15 protein-coding genes are annotated in these 18,551 nt (G+C 38.5%); all 15 read right to left on the bottom strand.

Annotated elements, in window-relative coordinates; all coding sequences use genetic code 11:
• Window positions 1-31 precede the first annotated feature (31 nt).
• The 15 genes from AC4QJR_RS09015 to rseP all read right to left on the bottom strand — a co-directional run bounded on the left by AC4QJR_RS09015 (window position 32) and on the right by rseP (window position 18,536).
• Window positions 32-1,270, bottom strand: coding sequence for a M16 family metallopeptidase (locus AC4QJR_RS09015; protein WP_098571703.1), 1,239 nt, complete (start codon window positions 1,268-1,270; stop codon window positions 32-34).
• Window positions 1,271-1,371: 101 nt separating this feature from the next.
• Window positions 1,372-2,316, bottom strand: a complete 945-nt coding sequence (locus AC4QJR_RS09010) for a polysaccharide deacetylase family protein (protein WP_496525926.1) — start codon at window positions 2,314-2,316, stop codon at window positions 1,372-1,374.
• A 157-nt stretch (window positions 2,317-2,473) separates the two neighbouring features.
• Window positions 2,474-4,591 carry a polyribonucleotide nucleotidyltransferase gene (gene pnp, locus AC4QJR_RS09005; protein WP_496525925.1) on the bottom strand — a complete coding sequence of 706 codons (2,118 nt, stop codon included), beginning with the start codon at window positions 4,589-4,591 and terminating at the stop codon, window positions 2,474-2,476.
• Window positions 4,592-4,830: 239 nt separating this feature from the next.
• A complete protein-coding gene (gene rpsO / locus AC4QJR_RS09000) occupies window positions 4,831-5,100 on the bottom strand; it encodes a 30S ribosomal protein S15 (RefSeq protein ID WP_026566475.1) in 270 nt (89 codons plus the stop codon).
• A gap of 274 nt (window positions 5,101-5,374) precedes the next feature.
• Complete coding sequence (gene ribF, locus AC4QJR_RS08995) at window positions 5,375-6,313, bottom strand: bifunctional riboflavin kinase/FAD synthetase (RefSeq protein ID WP_496525924.1); 939 nt, start codon at window positions 6,311-6,313, stop codon at window positions 5,375-5,377.
• Between the two features lie 30 nt (window positions 6,314-6,343).
• Window positions 6,344-7,264 (bottom strand): tRNA pseudouridine(55) synthase TruB, encoded by a 921-nt coding sequence (gene truB / locus AC4QJR_RS08990; RefSeq protein WP_496525923.1) that lies wholly within the window; start codon window positions 7,262-7,264, stop codon window positions 6,344-6,346.
• A gap of 45 nt (window positions 7,265-7,309) precedes the next feature.
• On the bottom strand, window positions 7,310-7,681 hold the full coding sequence (gene rbfA / locus AC4QJR_RS08985) for a 30S ribosome-binding factor RbfA (protein WP_375374799.1): 372 nt from the start codon (window positions 7,679-7,681) through the stop codon (window positions 7,310-7,312).
• A 17-nt stretch (window positions 7,682-7,698) separates the two neighbouring features.
• Entirely contained in the window at window positions 7,699-7,980 is a 282-nt protein-coding gene (locus AC4QJR_RS08980) for a DUF503 domain-containing protein (RefSeq protein WP_098571697.1), read from the bottom strand.
• The gene (gene infB, locus AC4QJR_RS08975) at window positions 7,977-10,298 is read right to left on the bottom strand and encodes a translation initiation factor IF-2 (RefSeq protein ID WP_496525922.1); all 2,322 of its coding nucleotides are present in this window, start codon (window positions 10,296-10,298) and stop codon (window positions 7,977-7,979) included. The genes AC4QJR_RS08980 and infB overlap by 4 nt, the downstream gene beginning before the upstream one ends.
• Window positions 10,299-10,317: 19 nt before the next feature.
• Window positions 10,318-10,620 carry a YlxQ family RNA-binding protein gene (locus tag AC4QJR_RS08970; protein WP_098571750.1) on the bottom strand — a complete coding sequence of 101 codons (303 nt, stop codon included), beginning with the start codon at window positions 10,618-10,620 and terminating at the stop codon, window positions 10,318-10,320.
• A gap of 8 nt (window positions 10,621-10,628) precedes the next feature.
• Window positions 10,629-10,901 (bottom strand): RNase P modulator RnpM, encoded by a 273-nt coding sequence (rnpM, locus tag AC4QJR_RS08965; RefSeq protein WP_098571695.1) that lies wholly within the window; start codon window positions 10,899-10,901, stop codon window positions 10,629-10,631.
• A 19-nt stretch (window positions 10,902-10,920) separates the two neighbouring features.
• Window positions 10,921-12,042, bottom strand: a complete 1,122-nt coding sequence (gene nusA, locus AC4QJR_RS08960) for a transcription termination factor NusA (protein ID WP_098571694.1) — start codon at window positions 12,040-12,042, stop codon at window positions 10,921-10,923.
• 36 nt (window positions 12,043-12,078) lie between these two features.
• Entirely contained in the window at window positions 12,079-12,549 is a 471-nt protein-coding gene (gene rimP / locus AC4QJR_RS08955) for a ribosome maturation factor RimP (RefSeq protein ID WP_098571693.1), read from the bottom strand.
• Window positions 12,550-12,764: 215 nt separating this feature from the next.
• The gene (locus AC4QJR_RS08950) at window positions 12,765-17,090 is read right to left on the bottom strand and encodes a PolC-type DNA polymerase III (RefSeq protein ID WP_496525921.1); all 4,326 of its coding nucleotides are present in this window, start codon (window positions 17,088-17,090) and stop codon (window positions 12,765-12,767) included.
• 186 nt (window positions 17,091-17,276) lie between these two features.
• Window positions 17,277-18,536 (bottom strand): RIP metalloprotease RseP, encoded by a 1,260-nt coding sequence (gene rseP, locus AC4QJR_RS08945; RefSeq protein WP_098571691.1) that lies wholly within the window; start codon window positions 18,534-18,536, stop codon window positions 17,277-17,279.
• Window positions 18,537-18,551: the final 15 nt, after the last annotated feature.

Below are 18,551 nucleotides of genomic sequence, written 5' to 3'. Positions count from 1 at the left end.
GGTATCCATCTAAATGGAATACCTCTTCTTTTCATGCAAGTTTATTAGGAAATTCTCCGTCTGGGCTTATCAAAGTGACAGAATATTTATCTGTAAAGATATTTCTTGCCATTTCATCGACTCCGTTTTTTGTAACCGAATCAATCTGTTCAATTATTTCATCAAGTGAACGATGACGTTTTAATAAAAGTTCATTTTTTCCATTCCGGCTCATCCGGCTATTTGTGCTCTCAAGACTTAGCATCAAGCTGCCTTTTAGCTGCTCTTTGCTATTCGTTAATTCCTTTTCAGTAATTCCATCTCGCTTCAATGTATTAAGTGTTTCTTGAATGGTATCAAATAATACATTCAGCTGCTTCGCACCAGTTCCACCGTATACTGTTACAATACCACTATCTTGGTAAGCAGAATGGTATGAGAATACTGAATACGCTAAGCCCCGTTGTTCGCGAACCTCTTGGAACAATCTTGAGCTCATACTGCCGCCTAAAATATTATTTAAAGTAATTAGGCTGTAAATATCTTCATGGCCGACCTTTAATCCTTCATAACCTATACATAAATGGGCCTGTTCTGTTTCTTTTTTCCGCGAGATTTGATTCGAATGAAAAGTAGGAATATTTTCAGTAACTTGACTGTTACCACCTTTATAGGAACCAAAATACTTTTCAACTTCTTTAATAAATGCATCAGTAACATTTCCTGCAATTGAGATGACCACATTTTCTGGAGTATATCTCTCATGAATGTATTCTTTAAGAGTTTCTCCAGTAAATGTATTAAGTATTTCTTCAGTCCCTAGAATCGGATAGCCTAATGGATGGTCTCCAAAAACAGCCCTGCTCAATAAATCATGAACGATATCATCAGGGGTATCTTCATACATTTTTATTTCTTCTAAAACTACATTTCTCTCTTTGTTTAATTCCTCTTCCACAAATGTGGAATTGAAGAACATATCTGCGAGCACATCTAGTGCAAATTGGGAATGTGTATCAAGAACTTTAGCATAATAGCATGTATATTCCTTAGATGTAAATGCATTCACCTGTCCGCCAATGCTATCAAAGGATTCAGCTATTTCCTTTGCAGATCTCGTGGTGGTGCCTTTAAAGAACATATGCTCAAGAAAATGGGATATCCCATTGTTCTCGGGGTTCTCATCTCTTGAACCAGTACCAATCCAAACACCAATTGCAACCGAACGTACGGTAGGAATATTTTCTAAAACAATTCTTACGCCATTTTGGCAAGTGTATTTATTAATCATCGACTTCCTCCAGTCTATAAACAAACGCAGCTACTTCTCCATCTTACATTATACTTATAATGTTGTATTTTCTCCAATTTCCAGTATTTCTTACGTTAAAATTACTCCACTCTTTCTTCGCTCATCAACTCAGAAACTGTTCCGATTTTTAAATCCTTTTGTTTAATTTGAGTGATTAAGCGATCAAGTGATTTTGCAGTAGACTCAGTTGGATGCATAAGAACCATTGAACCATTATCAATTTTTGACATGACACGGGAAATCAGCTGATCTGGAGATGGTTTTCTCCAATCAACCGTATCAACCGTCCACATAACCGTCTTCATTTTAAATTCAGCAGCCACTTTTATTGTTTCATCCCGATAACTGCCACTAGGCGGGGCAAACCAAATACATTTCTTACCGGTAGCAGCTTCAATAATTTCGTTGGTTTTTTGAATTTGTTCTCTGGCCCTGCTAGCTGTTAATTGCTTCATATCAGGGTGAGAATAAGAATGATTACCGACTTCATGGCCAGAAGTAACGATCAATTTAGCGAGTTCAGGGTTTTTCTTAGTCCAATTTCCTTCCAGAAAAAAACTAACCGAAACATTTTGCCTTTTTAATGTAGCAAGCATTTCTGATAAATATTCATTGCCCCAGGCCACATTAATAATAAAAGCTACCATTGGTTTATCAGGATTCCCTTTATAAATAGGGGATGGCGGTAAATCATTAAGGTGCACCTTAGGCTTAATCTCGGTGAAGACGAGTTTCTTTTCATTAAAAACACCTTTGCTTTTCATATTTTTATATGATGCAGCAATGTCAACCTCACGTCCATTATAGCCTGGAATTGCTTTCCAGACCCTGTCTATAGTTGCATCTTTAGGCGATATTTCATATGTAGGAGCATTTTTAATAATGCTTTGATAAAGAGGGTCTGATTCTTTTACTGCTGGCAAAGATGATTCCATTTTAAAAGATAAATATTTGCTAACAAATGGATTACTTACCGCGATCCATCCGGCTACACATATGATTATAATGAAATAAACCTTTTTCATCTAACTTTCCCCCTTTCCATAAAGATTATGTAAAGAAAGGACAAGGTAGAACTGTCGGTTTAATACAACTAATGCTATTATAAGAAGAAAAAAGGAACAAGTTTAACAAATTGAAAAAGCCAGGGTAAGGACCCTGACTCATCATTCTAAACTCTTACTATTTGTTTTCTTCTGCCTTTTCACGTTGTTCTTTTAAAACAGCTTTTCGGGAAAGGTTCACACGACCTTGTTTATCAATTTCAGTTACCTTAACTAAAAGTTCGTCCCCTATTTTTACAACATCCTCGACCTTACCAACACGTTCTTCGGCAAGTTCAGATATATGCACAAGACCATCTTTCCCAGCAAAGATTTCTACGAAAGCTCCAAATTTTTCAATTCGTTTCACCTTACCAAGATACAATTCACCTACTTGGACCTCACGAACAATATCTTCGATGATCTTCTTGGCTTTTTGGTTCATTTCTTGATTTGTTGAGGCGATAAATACTGTACCATCTTGCTCAATATCAATCTTAACACCAGTTTCCTCAATAATCTTATTGATTTGTTTTCCACTTGGTCCAATAACATCACGAATTTTATCTGGATTGATTTTCATCGTCAAGATTTTTGGTGCAAATTGTGAAAGCTCTGCTTTTGGTTCAGAAATAGTGGCTAACATTGAATCCAAAATATGCATTCTGCCAACTTTTGCTTGTTGAAGTGCTTCTTCTAATATCTCACGGGATAGTCCTTCAATCTTAATATCCATTTGAAGGGCAGTAACCCCTTTAGCTGTACCTGCCACCTTAAAATCCATATCTCCAAGATGATCTTCCATTCCTTGGATATCTGATAATACGGTATAGTGTTCACCTGATTTAACGAGACCCATTGCAATTCCGGCAACAGGTGCTTTAATCGGCACTCCAGCATCCATCATCGCTAATGTACTTGCACAAATACTTGCCTGTGACGTAGAACCATTGGATTCAAGCACTTCAGATACAAGACGAATGGTGTATGGGAAATCCTTCTCAGACGGTACAATTGGTTCAAGCGCACGCTCTCCAAGTGCACCATGACCAATTTCACGACGACCCGGACCACGAATTGGACCTGTTTCACCAACACTGAAGGAAGGGAAGTTATAATGGTGCATAAAGCGTTTCTCTTCTTCAATACCGAGACCATCAAGAATTTGTACGTCACCCATTGCCCCAAGAGTACAAATGCTGAGCGCTTGAGTTTGACCACGTGTGAACAGACCAGAACCATGTGTACGAGGTAAAATACTAATCTGTGAAGAAAGCGGACGGATTTCATCGATTTTACGGCCATCAGGACGAACCTTTTCAACTGTAATTAAACGGCGGACTTCACCTTTAACAATCTTGTCCAATATTTGCTTAACTTGTTTCAGATCTTCATCTGTTGCTTCTTGTTCTTCAAATTTAGCAATTACTCGGTTTTTCACCTCTTTAATGGCATCTTCACGGGCATGCTTCTCTTGAACCTGAATAGCATTTACCATATCAGCTTCACACATTTCCCTCACTTCAGCCTCGAGGTCCTTATCAATCTCATAAAGAGTTATTTCTCTTTTTGGCTTGCCTATTTCAGCGACAATTTTCTCTTGGAATTCAATGAGGCGCTTAATCTCATCATGACCAAACATAATCGCTTCAAGCATGGTTTCCTCAGGAACCTCTAATGCCCCTGCTTCAACCATATTAATGGCATCTTTCGTACCGGCTACTGTTAAATGTATATCACTTTTTTCAGCTTGCTCAACGGTTGGATTAATGACAAATTCATTATTCACCCGACCAACAACCACGCCAGCAATCGGTCCTTCAAATGGGATATCCGAAGTACTTAGTGCTAATGAAGAACCAAACATTGCAGCCATTTCTGTTGAACAGTCTTGATCCACACTCATGACAATACTAATAACCTGAACATCATTACGGAACCCATCAGCAAATAGTGGACGAATAGGTCTGTCAATCAGTCGGCTTGCTAAGATTGCCTTTTCACTTGGACGGCCTTCACGTTTAATGAAGCCCCCTGGAATTTTACCAACTGCATACAAACGTTCTTCATAGTTAACAGTTAATGGGAAAAAGTCTAAGTTTTTAGGTTCTTTTGATGCTGTTGCCGTACTCAATACTGCTGTGTCCCCATAACGAACTAGGACAGCACCGTTTGCCTGTTTGGCTAATTGTCCAATTTCGACGGTTAATTTACGACCTGCCCAAACAATGGAATACTCATGTTTCAATTGTTCCATATTTTTACCCCTCTCTATCTAAATCACTTAGGAGGATGAAGCGAAAATTTCTACCCTCGCTGTAATCATCATTCTAAACTAATATTAAAAAGCTTAAAAAGCTTATATTATCAATGCAAATCACCTTATTAGTATGCACAAAAAAGTCCTGACTTAAAAATATGTATAAAAAATTCTTTTTTTTAGCTGTAAGCTTTTTTAGCCTAATAAAAAAGCGGGAATAATCCCGCTTCTGTAAACTAACGACGTAGACCAAGCTTATTAATTAACACACGGTAACGTTGAACATCTTTGTTACGTAGGAATGTTAAAAGATTACGACGTTTACCAACCATTTTCAAAAGACCGCGACGTGAGTGGTGATCTTTCTTATGAGTACGTAAGTGCTCATTCAAATTGTTGATTGATTCTGTAAGGACAGCGATTTGAACTTCTGCAGATCCAGTGTCGCTTTCATGAGTTTTAAACTCATTGATAAGTTCATTTTTACGTTCTTGAGTGATTGCCATCCGAATTCACCTCCTAAATTTTACAAATCCCCTGATACCGAGCAAGCGTTGGTGATTCGTCTTGCCAAGTAGAGGTTATTTTTAATACGTTAATAAGAATACAACTTTTTACGCCAAAAAGCAAGGATATAACGAAGTTTATTGTAGGAAAAACACCTTTTAAGACGATAATTAAGAAGAATGTCTGATTTCCTCTTCAGGCGCGAGCGGATCACGGGCACTCCCGGGAGCCTCCTGCTCCAATCAACTTGGCTATAGTAACCGATAACCTAGCTTATTTGTTAAAGTAATTGAGTGAATTTTGCTTATCTCGTTCAATTTGCGCGACCAGCTCTTGAATTCCTGAAAATTTTTGTTCATTACGTAAGTGGAGATGCCATTCAATAATCACTTCTTCACCATAGATATTTTCATTAAAATCAAATAAGTGGACTTCCACGGAAGGTAGGAGTGCATCCTTATTAAATGTAGGTTTATAGCCAATATTACATACGCCAGCATACCAATTTGAATGTACCTTCATTCGAACGGCATAAACACCAACAGGCGGCATAATATAATCATCATTTAAATCTACATTCGCAGTAGGAAAACCAATCGTCCGGCCTCGTTTATCACCATGGATGACGATGCCTGATGTTGTATAATATCGGCCTAAAAGTGAATAGAGTTCATTGGTCCTGCCTTCTTTAAGCAGTTTGCGAATTCTAGTTGAACTTACCTTTTCATCACCTTGTGTAAATTTTGGAACAACCGAAAAAGAAAATTTATCTCTAGAATGAAAGGGTAATGTTTCCATTGTTCCTTTTCCCATTCGTCCATAGGTAAAGTCAAAGCCAGCGACCACATGCCTTACGTTCAGGCTAATCACACATTGGTCAATAAATTCCTGTGGCAGCAGATTAGCAAATTCCACACTAAAATGAATAATAAATAAATAATCAATTCCTAGCTCTTCAATTATCTTTATTTTTTCAGTTAATGGGGAAATATACTTAATTTGATTATCTGTTTTTCCTAATACTACAGAAGGATGCGGGTCAAATGTCATCACCGCACTGCATATTCCTTTTTCTTTAGCTTGCTTTTTAGCCTCGAGAATTACCTGTTGATGTCCACGGTGAACACCATCAAAGTAGCCTAACGCCATTGAGAGAGGCGGATATTCATCTATTGCATTATTAAATGGGAATCTAAGCCTAATTACTTCCAAAAGAAACTCACCTTTTCTATACCGTACCTTTTAATCTAAATCATTTCGTAGCACTTTAACTGGTTTAAAGAGGTCAGGCTTGTTAGGATGCTTTGAATAAATAGCAAGAGCCAGTCCAACTACAGTTTCAACGATAATCGGTCCGTTACTAGTTTTTAAATGTTCAGGCATTTGTAATAATGCGCCATTTTTCACTTTCTCTGCTACTTTATCATTAATTTGGAGTTTCGGCAAATGAGAAAGTGCAGTTTCTAGAGGCCTTAATACACTCGAAATCGTTCCAGCTTCCATATGTTTTTCAATCTCTTCAAACGTTAAGCAGTCCTCTAAGGAATAAGAAGCTGATTGAACTCTTTCCAGGTAGGACATATGTGCTGGATAGCCAAGCATTTCACCAATCATTACGGCTAAGGTCCGAATATACGTTCCTTTACTACAACTGACTCTAAACTTAAATTTTATCGTTTCACCGATATATTCAGATCGATCGTCTAATAGGTCGATTGAATAAATCGTTACCTTTCGAGTTGGCCTTTCGACCTCGATTCCTTTTCGCGCGTATTCATACAGTCGGACACCACCAACTTTTACTGCCGAGAACATTGGCGGTGTTTGTTCAATTTCACCAGTTAGTGACTTTAAAACTTTAAGAATTTCTTCCCGTTGAATAACCCTGGTTACTGGCTTTTGGGCAACTGTTTCTCCTGACGCATCTTCCGTTGTTGTTGAATAACCAATAGTGACTTCTCCCTCGTATGCTTTACCTGCATCCGTAATATATTCGGCCACTTTAGTTGCTTTTCCAATACATATCGGAAGTACACCTGTGACGTCGGGATCTAATGTGCCCGTATGCCCCACTTTTTTTGTTTTTAATATCTTCCGTAACCGAAAGACACAATCATGGGATGTTAGTCCCGCTGGTTTAAATAAAGGTAGAATTCCTTCCACTGTAAAACCTCCAATCAAAAAAAGGATAGACATATGTCTATCCAGTTATTCTTCTTCCCTATTTTCTAAAGGCTTTTCATCCTTATGCAGTTGGTGAAGAAGTGTATCAATTCGATTCCCGTAATCGATTGATTCATCCCATTCAAAGATAATCTCAGGGGTTTTTCGAAGGCGGATTCGGTGGCCAATTTCGGTCCGAATAAAGCCTTTCGCTTTAGCTAGGCCCTTTAAAGTATTTTCCCTTTGTTCTTCATCACCTAATACGGAAATATATACTTTAGCCTGTTGTAGATCACCTGTTACTTCGACATCGGTAACCGTAACAAAACCAATCCGTGGGTCTTTTATTTTACGACCGATGATGTCACCAAGTTCTTTCTTCATTTGTTCTCCAACACGATTTGCTCTGTGGCTCATCACATTCACCTCTTAACTTAAAGCCATTCAATCTCGGTGATCGTTCTCTCTATTTCTGGAAAGGAGTCAATTAATTTTAACGCGTTATTCAACTCATGTTCCGTGTTTACACGAGTGGAAGTGACGACAACGATCGCAATTTTCGTTCGCTGCCACACATCCTGAAAACCTACTTCAGCTACAGAAACATTAAATTTCTGTTTTAAGCGAGTTAGGATTCTTTGCAAAACCGCTCGTTTCTCTTTTAAAGAATGCGCATCATAAATTATACATTCGCATTCAGCAGCACCGATGATCATTTACGTTCAATTTCTTCCATTACATAAGCTTCAATGATGTCTCCTTCTTTCACATCATTAAAGTTTTTAATGGTAATTCCACATTCGTACCCTTGTGATACTTCTTTTACGTCATCCTTAAATCGTTTTAACGCATCAATATTACCTTCAAAGGTTACAACACCGTTACGAATTAGACGAATTCCACTGTCACGGGTAATTTTACCATCTGTAACATATGAACCAGCAATCGTCCCAACTTTTGAAACCTTGAAAGTTTGACGAATCTCTGCTTGACCAATAATCTTCTCTTGGAATTCAGGATCAAGCATACCTTTCATAGCCGCTTCAATCTCTTCGATAACTTTATAAATAATACGGTGAAGACGAACGTCTACTTTCTCAGCCTCTGCTGCCCGTTTGGCATTAACATCTGGACGAACATTAAAACCAATAACAATGGCATTTGAAGCTGCAGCAAGGGTAATATCAGATTCATTAATGGCACCCGCACCACTATGAATAATTTTAATGTTTACTCCCTCAACATCTATTTTTTGCAATGAAGCAGCAACAGCCTCCGCAGAGCCTTGAACATCTGCTTTCAGGATGATGTTTAAGTCCTTCATTTCGCCCTGTTTCAATTGATCAAAAAGAGTTTCTAAGCTAACAATGGATTTTTCTCCACGTTGAGCAGCTAATGCAGATTGAGCACGAGCTTCCCCGACTTGTCGTGCAGTTTTCTCATCTTCAAATACGACAAAACGGTCCCCTGCCTGCGGCACATCATTAAGTCCAGTTATTTCAACTGGTGTGGATGGACCTGCTTCTTTCACACGGCGGCCTTTGTCATTTACCATCGCACGTACACGACCGAACGTGTTACCAACTACGATTGGATCACCGATTTTTAATGTACCGTTTTGGACTAATAATGTGGCTACAGATCCACGCCCTTTATCCAATTGTGCCTCGATGACTGTTCCGACTGCTTTTCTATCTGGATTAGCTTTATACTCTTCTACTTCACTAACGAGAAGAATCATCTCTAATAGGTTATCGATACCTTCACCTGTTTTTGCAGATAGGGGAACAAAGATAGTATCCCCGCCCCAAGCCTCAGAAACTAACCCATGTTCTGTTAATTCCTGCATTACACGGTCCGCATTGGCAGCTTCTTTGTCCATTTTATTCACTGCGACAATAATTGGAACCTCAGCAGCTTTTGCATGGTTAATCGCTTCAACCGTTTGTGGCATTACACCATCATCAGCAGCTACGACAAGAATGGTAATATCCGTAATTTTAGCTCCACGTGCACGCATTGTCGTAAAGGCAGCGTGTCCTGGAGTATCAAGGAAGGTAATTTTTTTGCCGTTTTCAACAACTTGGTACGCACCAATATGTTGAGTAATTCCCCCGGCTTCTCCTTCTGTTACCTTTGTGTTACGAATGGAGTCAAGCAAGGTTGTTTTCCCATGGTCGACGTGACCCATAATTGTTACGACAGAAGGTCTTTCTACAAGAGAATCCTCTAAATCCTCAGTAAAGTATACTTCAAGGTCTGTTGTATCCACTTTAATTTCTTCTTCAACCTCAACACCATACTCGCTTGCAATTAATTCAATCGCATCTTTATCTAATACCTGGTTAATTGTTGCCATTACTCCAAGTAAAAAGAGCTTTTTAATAATTTCCGAAGGCTCACGATAGATCTTTTTCGCTAACTCGCCAACTGTTAGAGATTCACTAAAAGTAATTTTAGCTGGAAGTTCCTTCTCTTTTTTCTTCTGTGGCTGTGTTTGTTGAACTGGCGTATGATTTTTCTTTTTATTTTTATTATTATTATTATTATTGCGGTTTTGGTTGTTATTATAAGGCTTAGACTTTGCTTTATCAGCATTATTAAAGACCTTATTTTCTTTTGATTGATATTCCTGATTTTGTTTCTTTCCATCTCCTGATTTTGGAGGAGAGACCACTTTAACTTTTGTTGGAGCAACATTATTATCTGCCGCTTCCTCAAATGCTTTAGCCGTTTTGGTTTGTACTTGTGGTCGCTGTGTGGATTGAGCAGGTCTTTGGTTTTGACGTTGCTGCCCTTGAACTGGACGTGAATTAGTTCGTTGCGACTGTTGTCCATTTTGTTTATTTTCTTGTTGTTGTGATGTCTTGTTCTCTTTTTTGCTGAATGTTTCATCAAGCTTTTTAACGTCTGCGTCTTCTATTGTTGCCATATGATTAGAGACCTCTATATTCATTTCTTTTAGTTTAGTGATGATTTCTTTACTTGAAATGTTGTGTTTTTTTGCGTATTCATATACACGTATTTTACTCATCTTTTCACCCCCGCTAGATTTAATCGAGCAACGTTACCATTTTTTTTGCAAAGCCATCATCCAGTACAGCTACAACAACGCGGGCTTCCTTGCCAATCGCTTGGCCAAGAAGATGACGATTTTCCACAAATTTATATGGAACCTCATACGAATTACACTTATCAGTAATTTTTTTTGTCGTATTTGCAGAAGCATCTGCTGATAATAAAATGAGTCGTGCTTTTCCGCTTTGAATCTGCTTCACGGTTAGCTCCTCACCTGATATGATTTTACGTGCTCGATTGGCCAAGCCAAGCAATGACATCCATTGATTATCTTTCATTTGGATTGTCAATTCTCCTTCTCTATAAGCTCAAGTAGCTCTTCGTATAACGAATCATTTATAGAAACCTGTAAGTGATTAGATAGGGTATTTTTTTTCTTGGCAAGTAAGATTGCTTCCTTGTCCTTTGAAAGGTAGGCACCCCTTCCGGATTTCTTTCCCGTCAGATCGATGGATACATCCCCTTCTTTTGAGCGAACGATGCGAACTAGTTCTTTTTTCGGCTTCATTTCACCGGTTGCTACACACTTACGCAAAGGAACTTTTTTCTTTTGGTTCACTCATCATTCACCTCACTTTTTAATCAAGCTCTTCTTCATAATCGAAGTCATTTTCAACATGATCATCAAAAAGCCTAATGGTTTCTTCACGCGGATAGATACCAATTTCGCGTGCTTCTGTTTCAGATTTAATATCAATTTTCCAGCCTGTTAATTTTGCTGCCAAGCGGGCGTTTTGTCCCCGTTTACCAATTGCTAATGAAAGTTGATAATCAGGAACAACAACAGTAGTTGCTTTTTCATTTTCATTCACCATAACATCTAAAACTTTAGACGGGCTAAGAGAATTTGCCACAAAAACAACAGGATCCGCTGACCACTTAACAATATCGATTTTCTCACCTTTTAATTCATTAACAACCGCTTGAACCCTTGCTCCTTTTGGTCCAACACAAGAACCAACAGGGTCTACCTCGGGATTATCTGAATGAACAGAGATTTTCGAGCGGTCTCCTGCCTCACGAGCAACTGATTTAATTTCAACGGTTCCATCATAAATTTCAGGTACTTCAATCTCAAACAGACGTTTTAAGAGGCCTGGATGTGTCCGTGAAACAAATATCTGGGGACCCTTGGTTGTTTTTTCAACTTTTGTGATAAATACTTTGATTCGATCATGGGGTTTATACCGTTCATTGGGCATCTGCTCATTCACTGGGAGTAAGGCCTCGATTTTCCCAAGACTTACATAAATAAATTTGGAGTCCAATCTTTGAACAATACCAGTCATAATATCTTCTTCACGGTCAATAAATTCTGAATAAATAATTCCTCGTTCTGCTTCTCTAACACGCTGGGTAACAACTTGTTTAGCGGTCTGAGCAGCAATCCGTCCGAAATCTTTAGGAGTGACTTCCATTTCGACAACATCTTCAACTTGATAATTTGGTGAGATTTGTCTAGCATCCTCTAAGGAAATTTCAAGACGAGGGTCAAATACTTGATCGACGACTTCTTTTCTAGCAAAAACACGCATCGATCCTGTCTGTAAATTTAAATCAATCCTTACATTCTGTGCCTGATTAAAATTTCGGCGATACGCCGAAACAAGGGCTGCTTCAATTGCTTCAATGATAACATCTCTGGAAATACCTTTTTCTCTTTCCAGTATAGTAAGAGCATCTAATAATTCGCTGCTCATCTTTGTGTATCCCCCTATCTTTTTCCAATAATTTCATTACGAAAATGTAACTGCTAAACGCGCATTTGCTACCTTTTCATAGGGAAGTTCAATCGTCTTCTTACGGGTCTTTATTTTCATTTCAATTTTTAAAAGTTGTCCATCAAATTCTAATAAGGTCCCTTCAAAGCTTTTTTCCCCATCGATTGGTTCATAAGTTTTGATAAAAACATTTTTACCGATTGCTTTTTGAAAGTCTTTATCTTTTTTTAATGGACGCTCTGCCCCAGGTGAAGAAACTTCAAGAAAATAGTTATGGGGAATCGGATCAAGCTCATCGAGTTTTTCGCTGAGTTTTTCGCTAACGAGTCCGCAATCTTCAATATCAACACCGTTGTCTTTATCGATATATACGCGTAGAAACCAACTTTTCCCTTCTTTCACATACTCAATTTCCACTAATTCTAAACCAAGTTCTTGAAAAATAGGTGCAGCCAATTCTTCTACAACTTCCGTTACCTTGCTCATGCTTTACCTCCTTTTCCGATAATTTCACCCATATTGTATGTAGTTCACGGAAAGTTTTATCAAGTTATACTAAGAAAAAAAGTCGTATACAAAAAGGAAAGAGCGGGTTTCCCCACTCTTGTTCACGAGAGTATTTCTTAGTATTTCCAATAAAACTATACCATAACCATCATTTTTATGCAAATAGCTTCGCCGTTTGTCAAGTATTTTCCTATTTAAAACAACGATAACTGGTTTTGCTCTGGAAGGGATGCGAGACACCCCTGTTTGTCCAAATATTCAAGGATAGTTTTAGATACTTTTCCGCGCTGCTGCAAATCTTCTTTAGATAAAAACTCTCCTGATTCCCGAGCTTTGACAATATTATAGGCAGCATTTGTTCCAAGACCTGGAATCGAATTAAATGGCGGTATTAAGGAATTGCCTTCAATGATAAATTCAGAGGCAGAAGATTTATATAAATCATAGTTTTGGAATACAAAGCCTCTTTCTGTCATTTCTAATGCTAGTTCTAATACCGTCAATAAGTTTTTCTCTTTGTTTGATGCTTCCAAGCCTTTAGCATTAATTTCCTCAATTTTAGCACGAATTGCTTCTGAACCGCGCGACATCGCTTCAATATCAAAGTCTTCAGCACGTACAGTAAAGTAAGCGGCATAATATAGGAGCGGCAAATGAACCTTGAAATAGGCAATTCTAACTGCCATAAGTACATAGGCAGCCGCGTGAGCTTTAGGGAACATATACTTGATCTTTTTACAGGAGTCGATGTACCATTCCGGAACCTCATTTTTCCTCATCTCAGCTTCCATTTCTTCACTTAACCCTTTACCTTTACGAACGGATTCCATAATTTTAAAAGCAAAGGAAGGATCCAATCCCTGATAAATAAGGTAGACCATGATATCATCCCGGCAGCCAATTACTTCACTCAGATTACAGGTTTTATTATGAATTAATTCCTGAGCATTCCCAAGCCATACATCGGTACCATGAGACAGACCTGAGATTTGCACTAGTTCAGAAAAAGTAGTTGGTTTTGTATCTTCAAGCATCTGACGAACAAATCGAGTCCCAAACTCTGGAATACCCAGTGTACCCGTTTTACACATGATTTGTTGTTCAGTTACACCTAATGACTCGGTGCCGCTGAATATCTTCATAACTTCAGGGTCATCGGTTGGGATTGTTTTTGGATCCATTCCGCTCAGATCCTGAAGCATCCTAATGACTGTAGGATCGTCGTGCCCTAGAATATCAAGCTTTAAGACATTATCATGGATGGAATGGAAATCGAAATGAGTTGTCTTCCATTCTGAATTTCTATCGTCAGCTGGGAATTGAATCGGTGAAAAATCATAAACATCCATGTAATCAGGGATTACGATAATCCCCCCCGGGTGCTGTCCCGTTGTTCTTTTAACTCCAGTACATCCCGAAGCTAATCGTTCCACTTCGGCACCGCGGAGTTGAAGATTGTTATCCTGCTGATATGCCTTCACATAACCAAAAGCTGTTTTATCGGCAACCGTGCCTATTGTCCCAGCACGATAAACATATTCCTCACCGAAAAGAACCTTCGTATAGTTATGGGCACGCGGCTGGTACTCACCAGAGAAGTTTAAATCGATATCGGGAACCTTATCCCCTTTAAATCCAAGGAACGTTTCGAACGGAATATCGTGTCCGTCTTTATGGTATTTACCGCCGCATTGCGGACAATCTTTATCAGGTAAATCAAACCCAGACCCAACTGATCCATCATTAAAGAACTCTGAATGCTTACAGGTTGGACATACATAATGTGGCGGCAGTGGATTTACTTCCGTAATTTCTGTCATCGTTGCAACCAGTGATGAGCCGACAGATCCCCTGGAACCTACAAGGTAACCATCATCTAATGATTTTTTAACTAGCTTGTGTGAAATCAAATAAATAACGGCAAATCCATGTCCAATAATACTTTTCAGTTCTTTTTCTAACCGGGCTTCAACAATTTCAGGCAAGTTGTCACCGTAAATCTTCCGTGCCATTCCGTAACTCATTTCGCGCATTTCTTCATCGGCACCCTCAATTTTCGGTGTATACAAATCATCTTTAATTGGTTTAATAACTTCAATCATATCAGCAATTTTATTTGTGTTCGTGACGACAATTTCTTTTGCTTTCTCTTTTCCTAAAAATGAAAAGGCATCAAGCATTTCATTGGTTGTTCTAAAGTGAACATCTGGAAGTTGATGACGGTTGAGCGGATTCGCTCCCCCTTGCGAATTAATTAATATTTTGCGATAAATTTTATCATTTTCGTTAAGATAATGGACATTCCCTGTGGCAACAACTGGAAGACCTAATTTATCTCCCAATTTAACGATTTTCGCAATAATGTCTTCCATTGCTTTTTCATCGCTCACTAATTCCATTTCAATTAACGGTGCATTGACTTCTTTTGGCATGACTTCAATGTAATCATAAAAGCGGGCAGCGCCTTCCACTTCCTCTGGAGACTTTTGCATCATCCCTTCAAATACTTCCCCTTTATTGCATCCGGAGCCAACAAGAATCCCTTCTCTGTATTTTTGTAAAACAGATCGAGGCAATCGTGGGACGCGATAAAAGTATTCAAGATGAGAAATGGATACAAGTTTAAACAGATTCTTTAAACCTGCTTGGGTTTGAGCTAATAATGTACAGTGATAGGGACGTGCACGTTGGTAAGCATTGCCTTTACCCATATTATCATTAAATTGATCATGATATTCGATTCCTTTTTCTAATGAATCTTTTAACATTTTCAAAAGTAAATAACCAGTGGCTTCCGCATCATAAATCGCCCGGTGATGCTGGGTTAATTCAATATCGAACTTCTTTGCCAGCGTATTTAACCGATGGTTTTTCATCTCTGGATACAGAAAGCGTCCTAGTTCAAGCGTATCAATAACAGGATTATTTGCTTTATCAAAGCCTATTTTCTTATAGCCGACATTTAGGAAACCCATATCGAAGGAAGCATTATGGGCAACAAGGACAGAATCTCCGACCCATTCTCTAAAATTCCGAAGAACTTCTTCTATTTCCGGAGCCGTTTGGACCATGTCATCCGTTATTCCAGTGAGATTGATTGTTGTTGCCGATAATCGGTGATGTGGATTGGCAAAGGATTCAAATCGATCAATGATTTCTCCATCATGTATTTTTACAGCAGCTAGTTCGATAATAGTGTTGTACACTGCTGAGAGACCCGTCGTTTCAACGTCAAAAACGACATAAGTATCCTCGGTAAGCTGACGGTGCGCATCATTATAGGCGATTGGGACCCCATCATCTACTAAGTTTACTTCAACGCCATAGAGAATTTTAATATCATTTTTCTTCCCTGCACCATATGCTTCAGGAAAGGATTGGGCAACAGCGTGATCGGTAACGGCAATCGCTTTATGCCCCCATTTTTTTGCCTGAGCAATCAACGCACTTACAGGTGTGACAGCATCCATTTGACTCATCGGGGTATGAAGATGGAGCTCAACCCGTTTTTCATCTTCAGGAGCCGTATCCTTACGACCTGCAGGTTTGATTTCATTGATATCATTTCCTATCATGACAAGGTCTCGGACAAAGGTATCATTTTGAATGCTTCCTCGAACCTTTACCCACATCCCCTTCTTGACTAGTTGGAAGAGAGCGGCGTCCTCTTTGTCTCGTGAAAACATTTTTACCATGATGGAACTTGTATAATCAGTTATTTTAAAGGTTAACAGCGACCTGCCGCTCCTGAGTTCACGAATCTCAGCATCAAAGATGTAACCTTCCACTGCTACTCTTCTTTCTTCATCAACAATATCAATCAAACTGCGGAAGTCGTTATTATCTTTAATCGTAAGACCAATAGTAAGTGGTCCAGATGGCAAATCACCCGAAGCTTGATCTTTTTCAGCTTCTTTTTTCTGCAATTCAACCATTGCCTGCAGTCCGCGTTCTTGATCTTCTTTTTGCTTAGCAAGTAAAAATTGTTGGTATTCATCACTTTTTTCTACATTTTTCAGGTCCGTCTCTATTGAAAGGCTAGGAAATCCAAATGATTGATATATATTTGAGATTATCTCTCCATATTTCCTCTTTAACGCAAGTCCCTCTGTATCGTTACGAACTGTAATTGTTAGTTTATTTCCATTCACTTCAGGGAGTTGTTCATGTAAAAGTTTTAAAAGCGGCGGAGCAATCCCATCGATTTGCTGAATGCTATAACTCCAATAATCTCGTATTAATTCAGATGAAATGGTTTGGTTTGTTACATTAATTTGGAACGATATCGTGGCAATGTTTGAAAATGTCCGTTCAAGTTGTGTCGTAAACAAAACGTAGATATTATAGGGAAGGATATTTTCGAGTGAAAATTGAAAATGCCACTTTCGATTCTTTTTTTCAACTAAAAGCCTATCTATTTGCGCATTGTTGAAATGCACTACAACAGCATCCTCGATTAATTGCAGCTGCTGGAGCAAGAGTTGGAATCGCTCTTTTTTGCCGTCGGCATGTTCGCTCATCTTTCTCTCTCCCATCTATTAAAAATCATTAAATTTTTATTTCGTCAAAAAATAATTATATCATATGAGTTGAATGGATTCGTCTTTATTCGACAGAAAAAATTCTCCATTTTAGGTAAAATAGTTTTCCTGAAAACAAATGAAGGGACCGTATAGACGGCCCCATTAATCATTAATATTTATATATTACAGGAAGAACCTTTGAATATCATTCCAAGTTACGACTAGCATGAGCAGCATGAGGAGGGCAAATCCAATAAAATGGACCATTCCTTCCTTTTGACGATCAATCGGTTTTCCTCTGACAGCTTCAACAGCAAAAAACATCAATCTGCCGCCATCAAGAGCAGGAATAGGTAATAAGTTCATAATTCCTAAGTTAATGCTTAGAATCCCGGCCCATTTCATTAAATAATAAATTCCAGATTTAGCAACAGAATCAGTAGCTTGGTAAATACCAACCGGACCAGATAGAGCATCGATTGAAAATTGTCCCGTAACTAATTTACCGACCATCACAAAAATCTGCTTAGTCCAGAAATAGGTTTCTGTGAATCCTGCTTTTACCGCTTGAATGGGTGATTTTTCAACTGGACTATATACACCAATCAGTCCAATTTTCTTTCCCTCCACCGTTTTTTCAATCGGGGTTACCGTGATATCTAAATCCTTGTTGTCACGGCGAATTGAAAAATCGAGTTTTTCATTTGGGTTTTTCCGAATAACTTCCACAACATCAGACCAACTAGTTATTTCTGAACCATTGATTGTCTGTATTAAATCGCCCTTTTTAAGACCTGCAGCCATTGCTGCTCCTTCAGGAGTGATTTCACCTAACTTAGGTTCATTCGTAGGAACACCTTGAATAAAAGCAATAATAATAAATACAATGAATGCAAGTACAAAATTCATCATTGGTCCAGCAAAAATAGCCATTGTTCGTTGCCCCAATGTTTTTGAACCAAATTGACGATCAATGGGAGCAATCTGTGATTCGACCCCATTTTCTACAATGACTGCTTTTGGGTCAATGGTAAATGTTTTTAATTCCTCTTCCTCATCGTCAGGAAATCCTTTAATGATTAAATCTTTTTCTATATCTGCATATTCCACTTCAACAATTCGGCAGTTAGGAAATTTTTCTTTATTATTCAGGATGATTTTATTTACTTTCTCATCTTTATCAAACAACAGGCCAATTCGATAGCCAGGCTTAATTTCAATTATTTCTGGGTCTTCTCCAGCCATACGGACAAATCCGCCAATCGGTAGTAAGCGAATAGTATACGTCGTTTCCCCTTTTTTATGAGAAAATACCTTGGGACCAAAACCTATGGCAAATTCACGGCATAAAATACCTGCCCTTTTTGCGAAAATCAAATGACCTAATTCATGAAAGAATACAAGCGCGCCAAAAATCACAATAAAGGCAATTACTGTAGTCAAATTAAAACCACCTTT

Source organism: Neobacillus sp. BP17, assembly GCF_059579525.1.
Note: the sequence above shows the minus strand (reverse complement) of the source record. Positions and strands in the feature narration are given on the sequence as shown.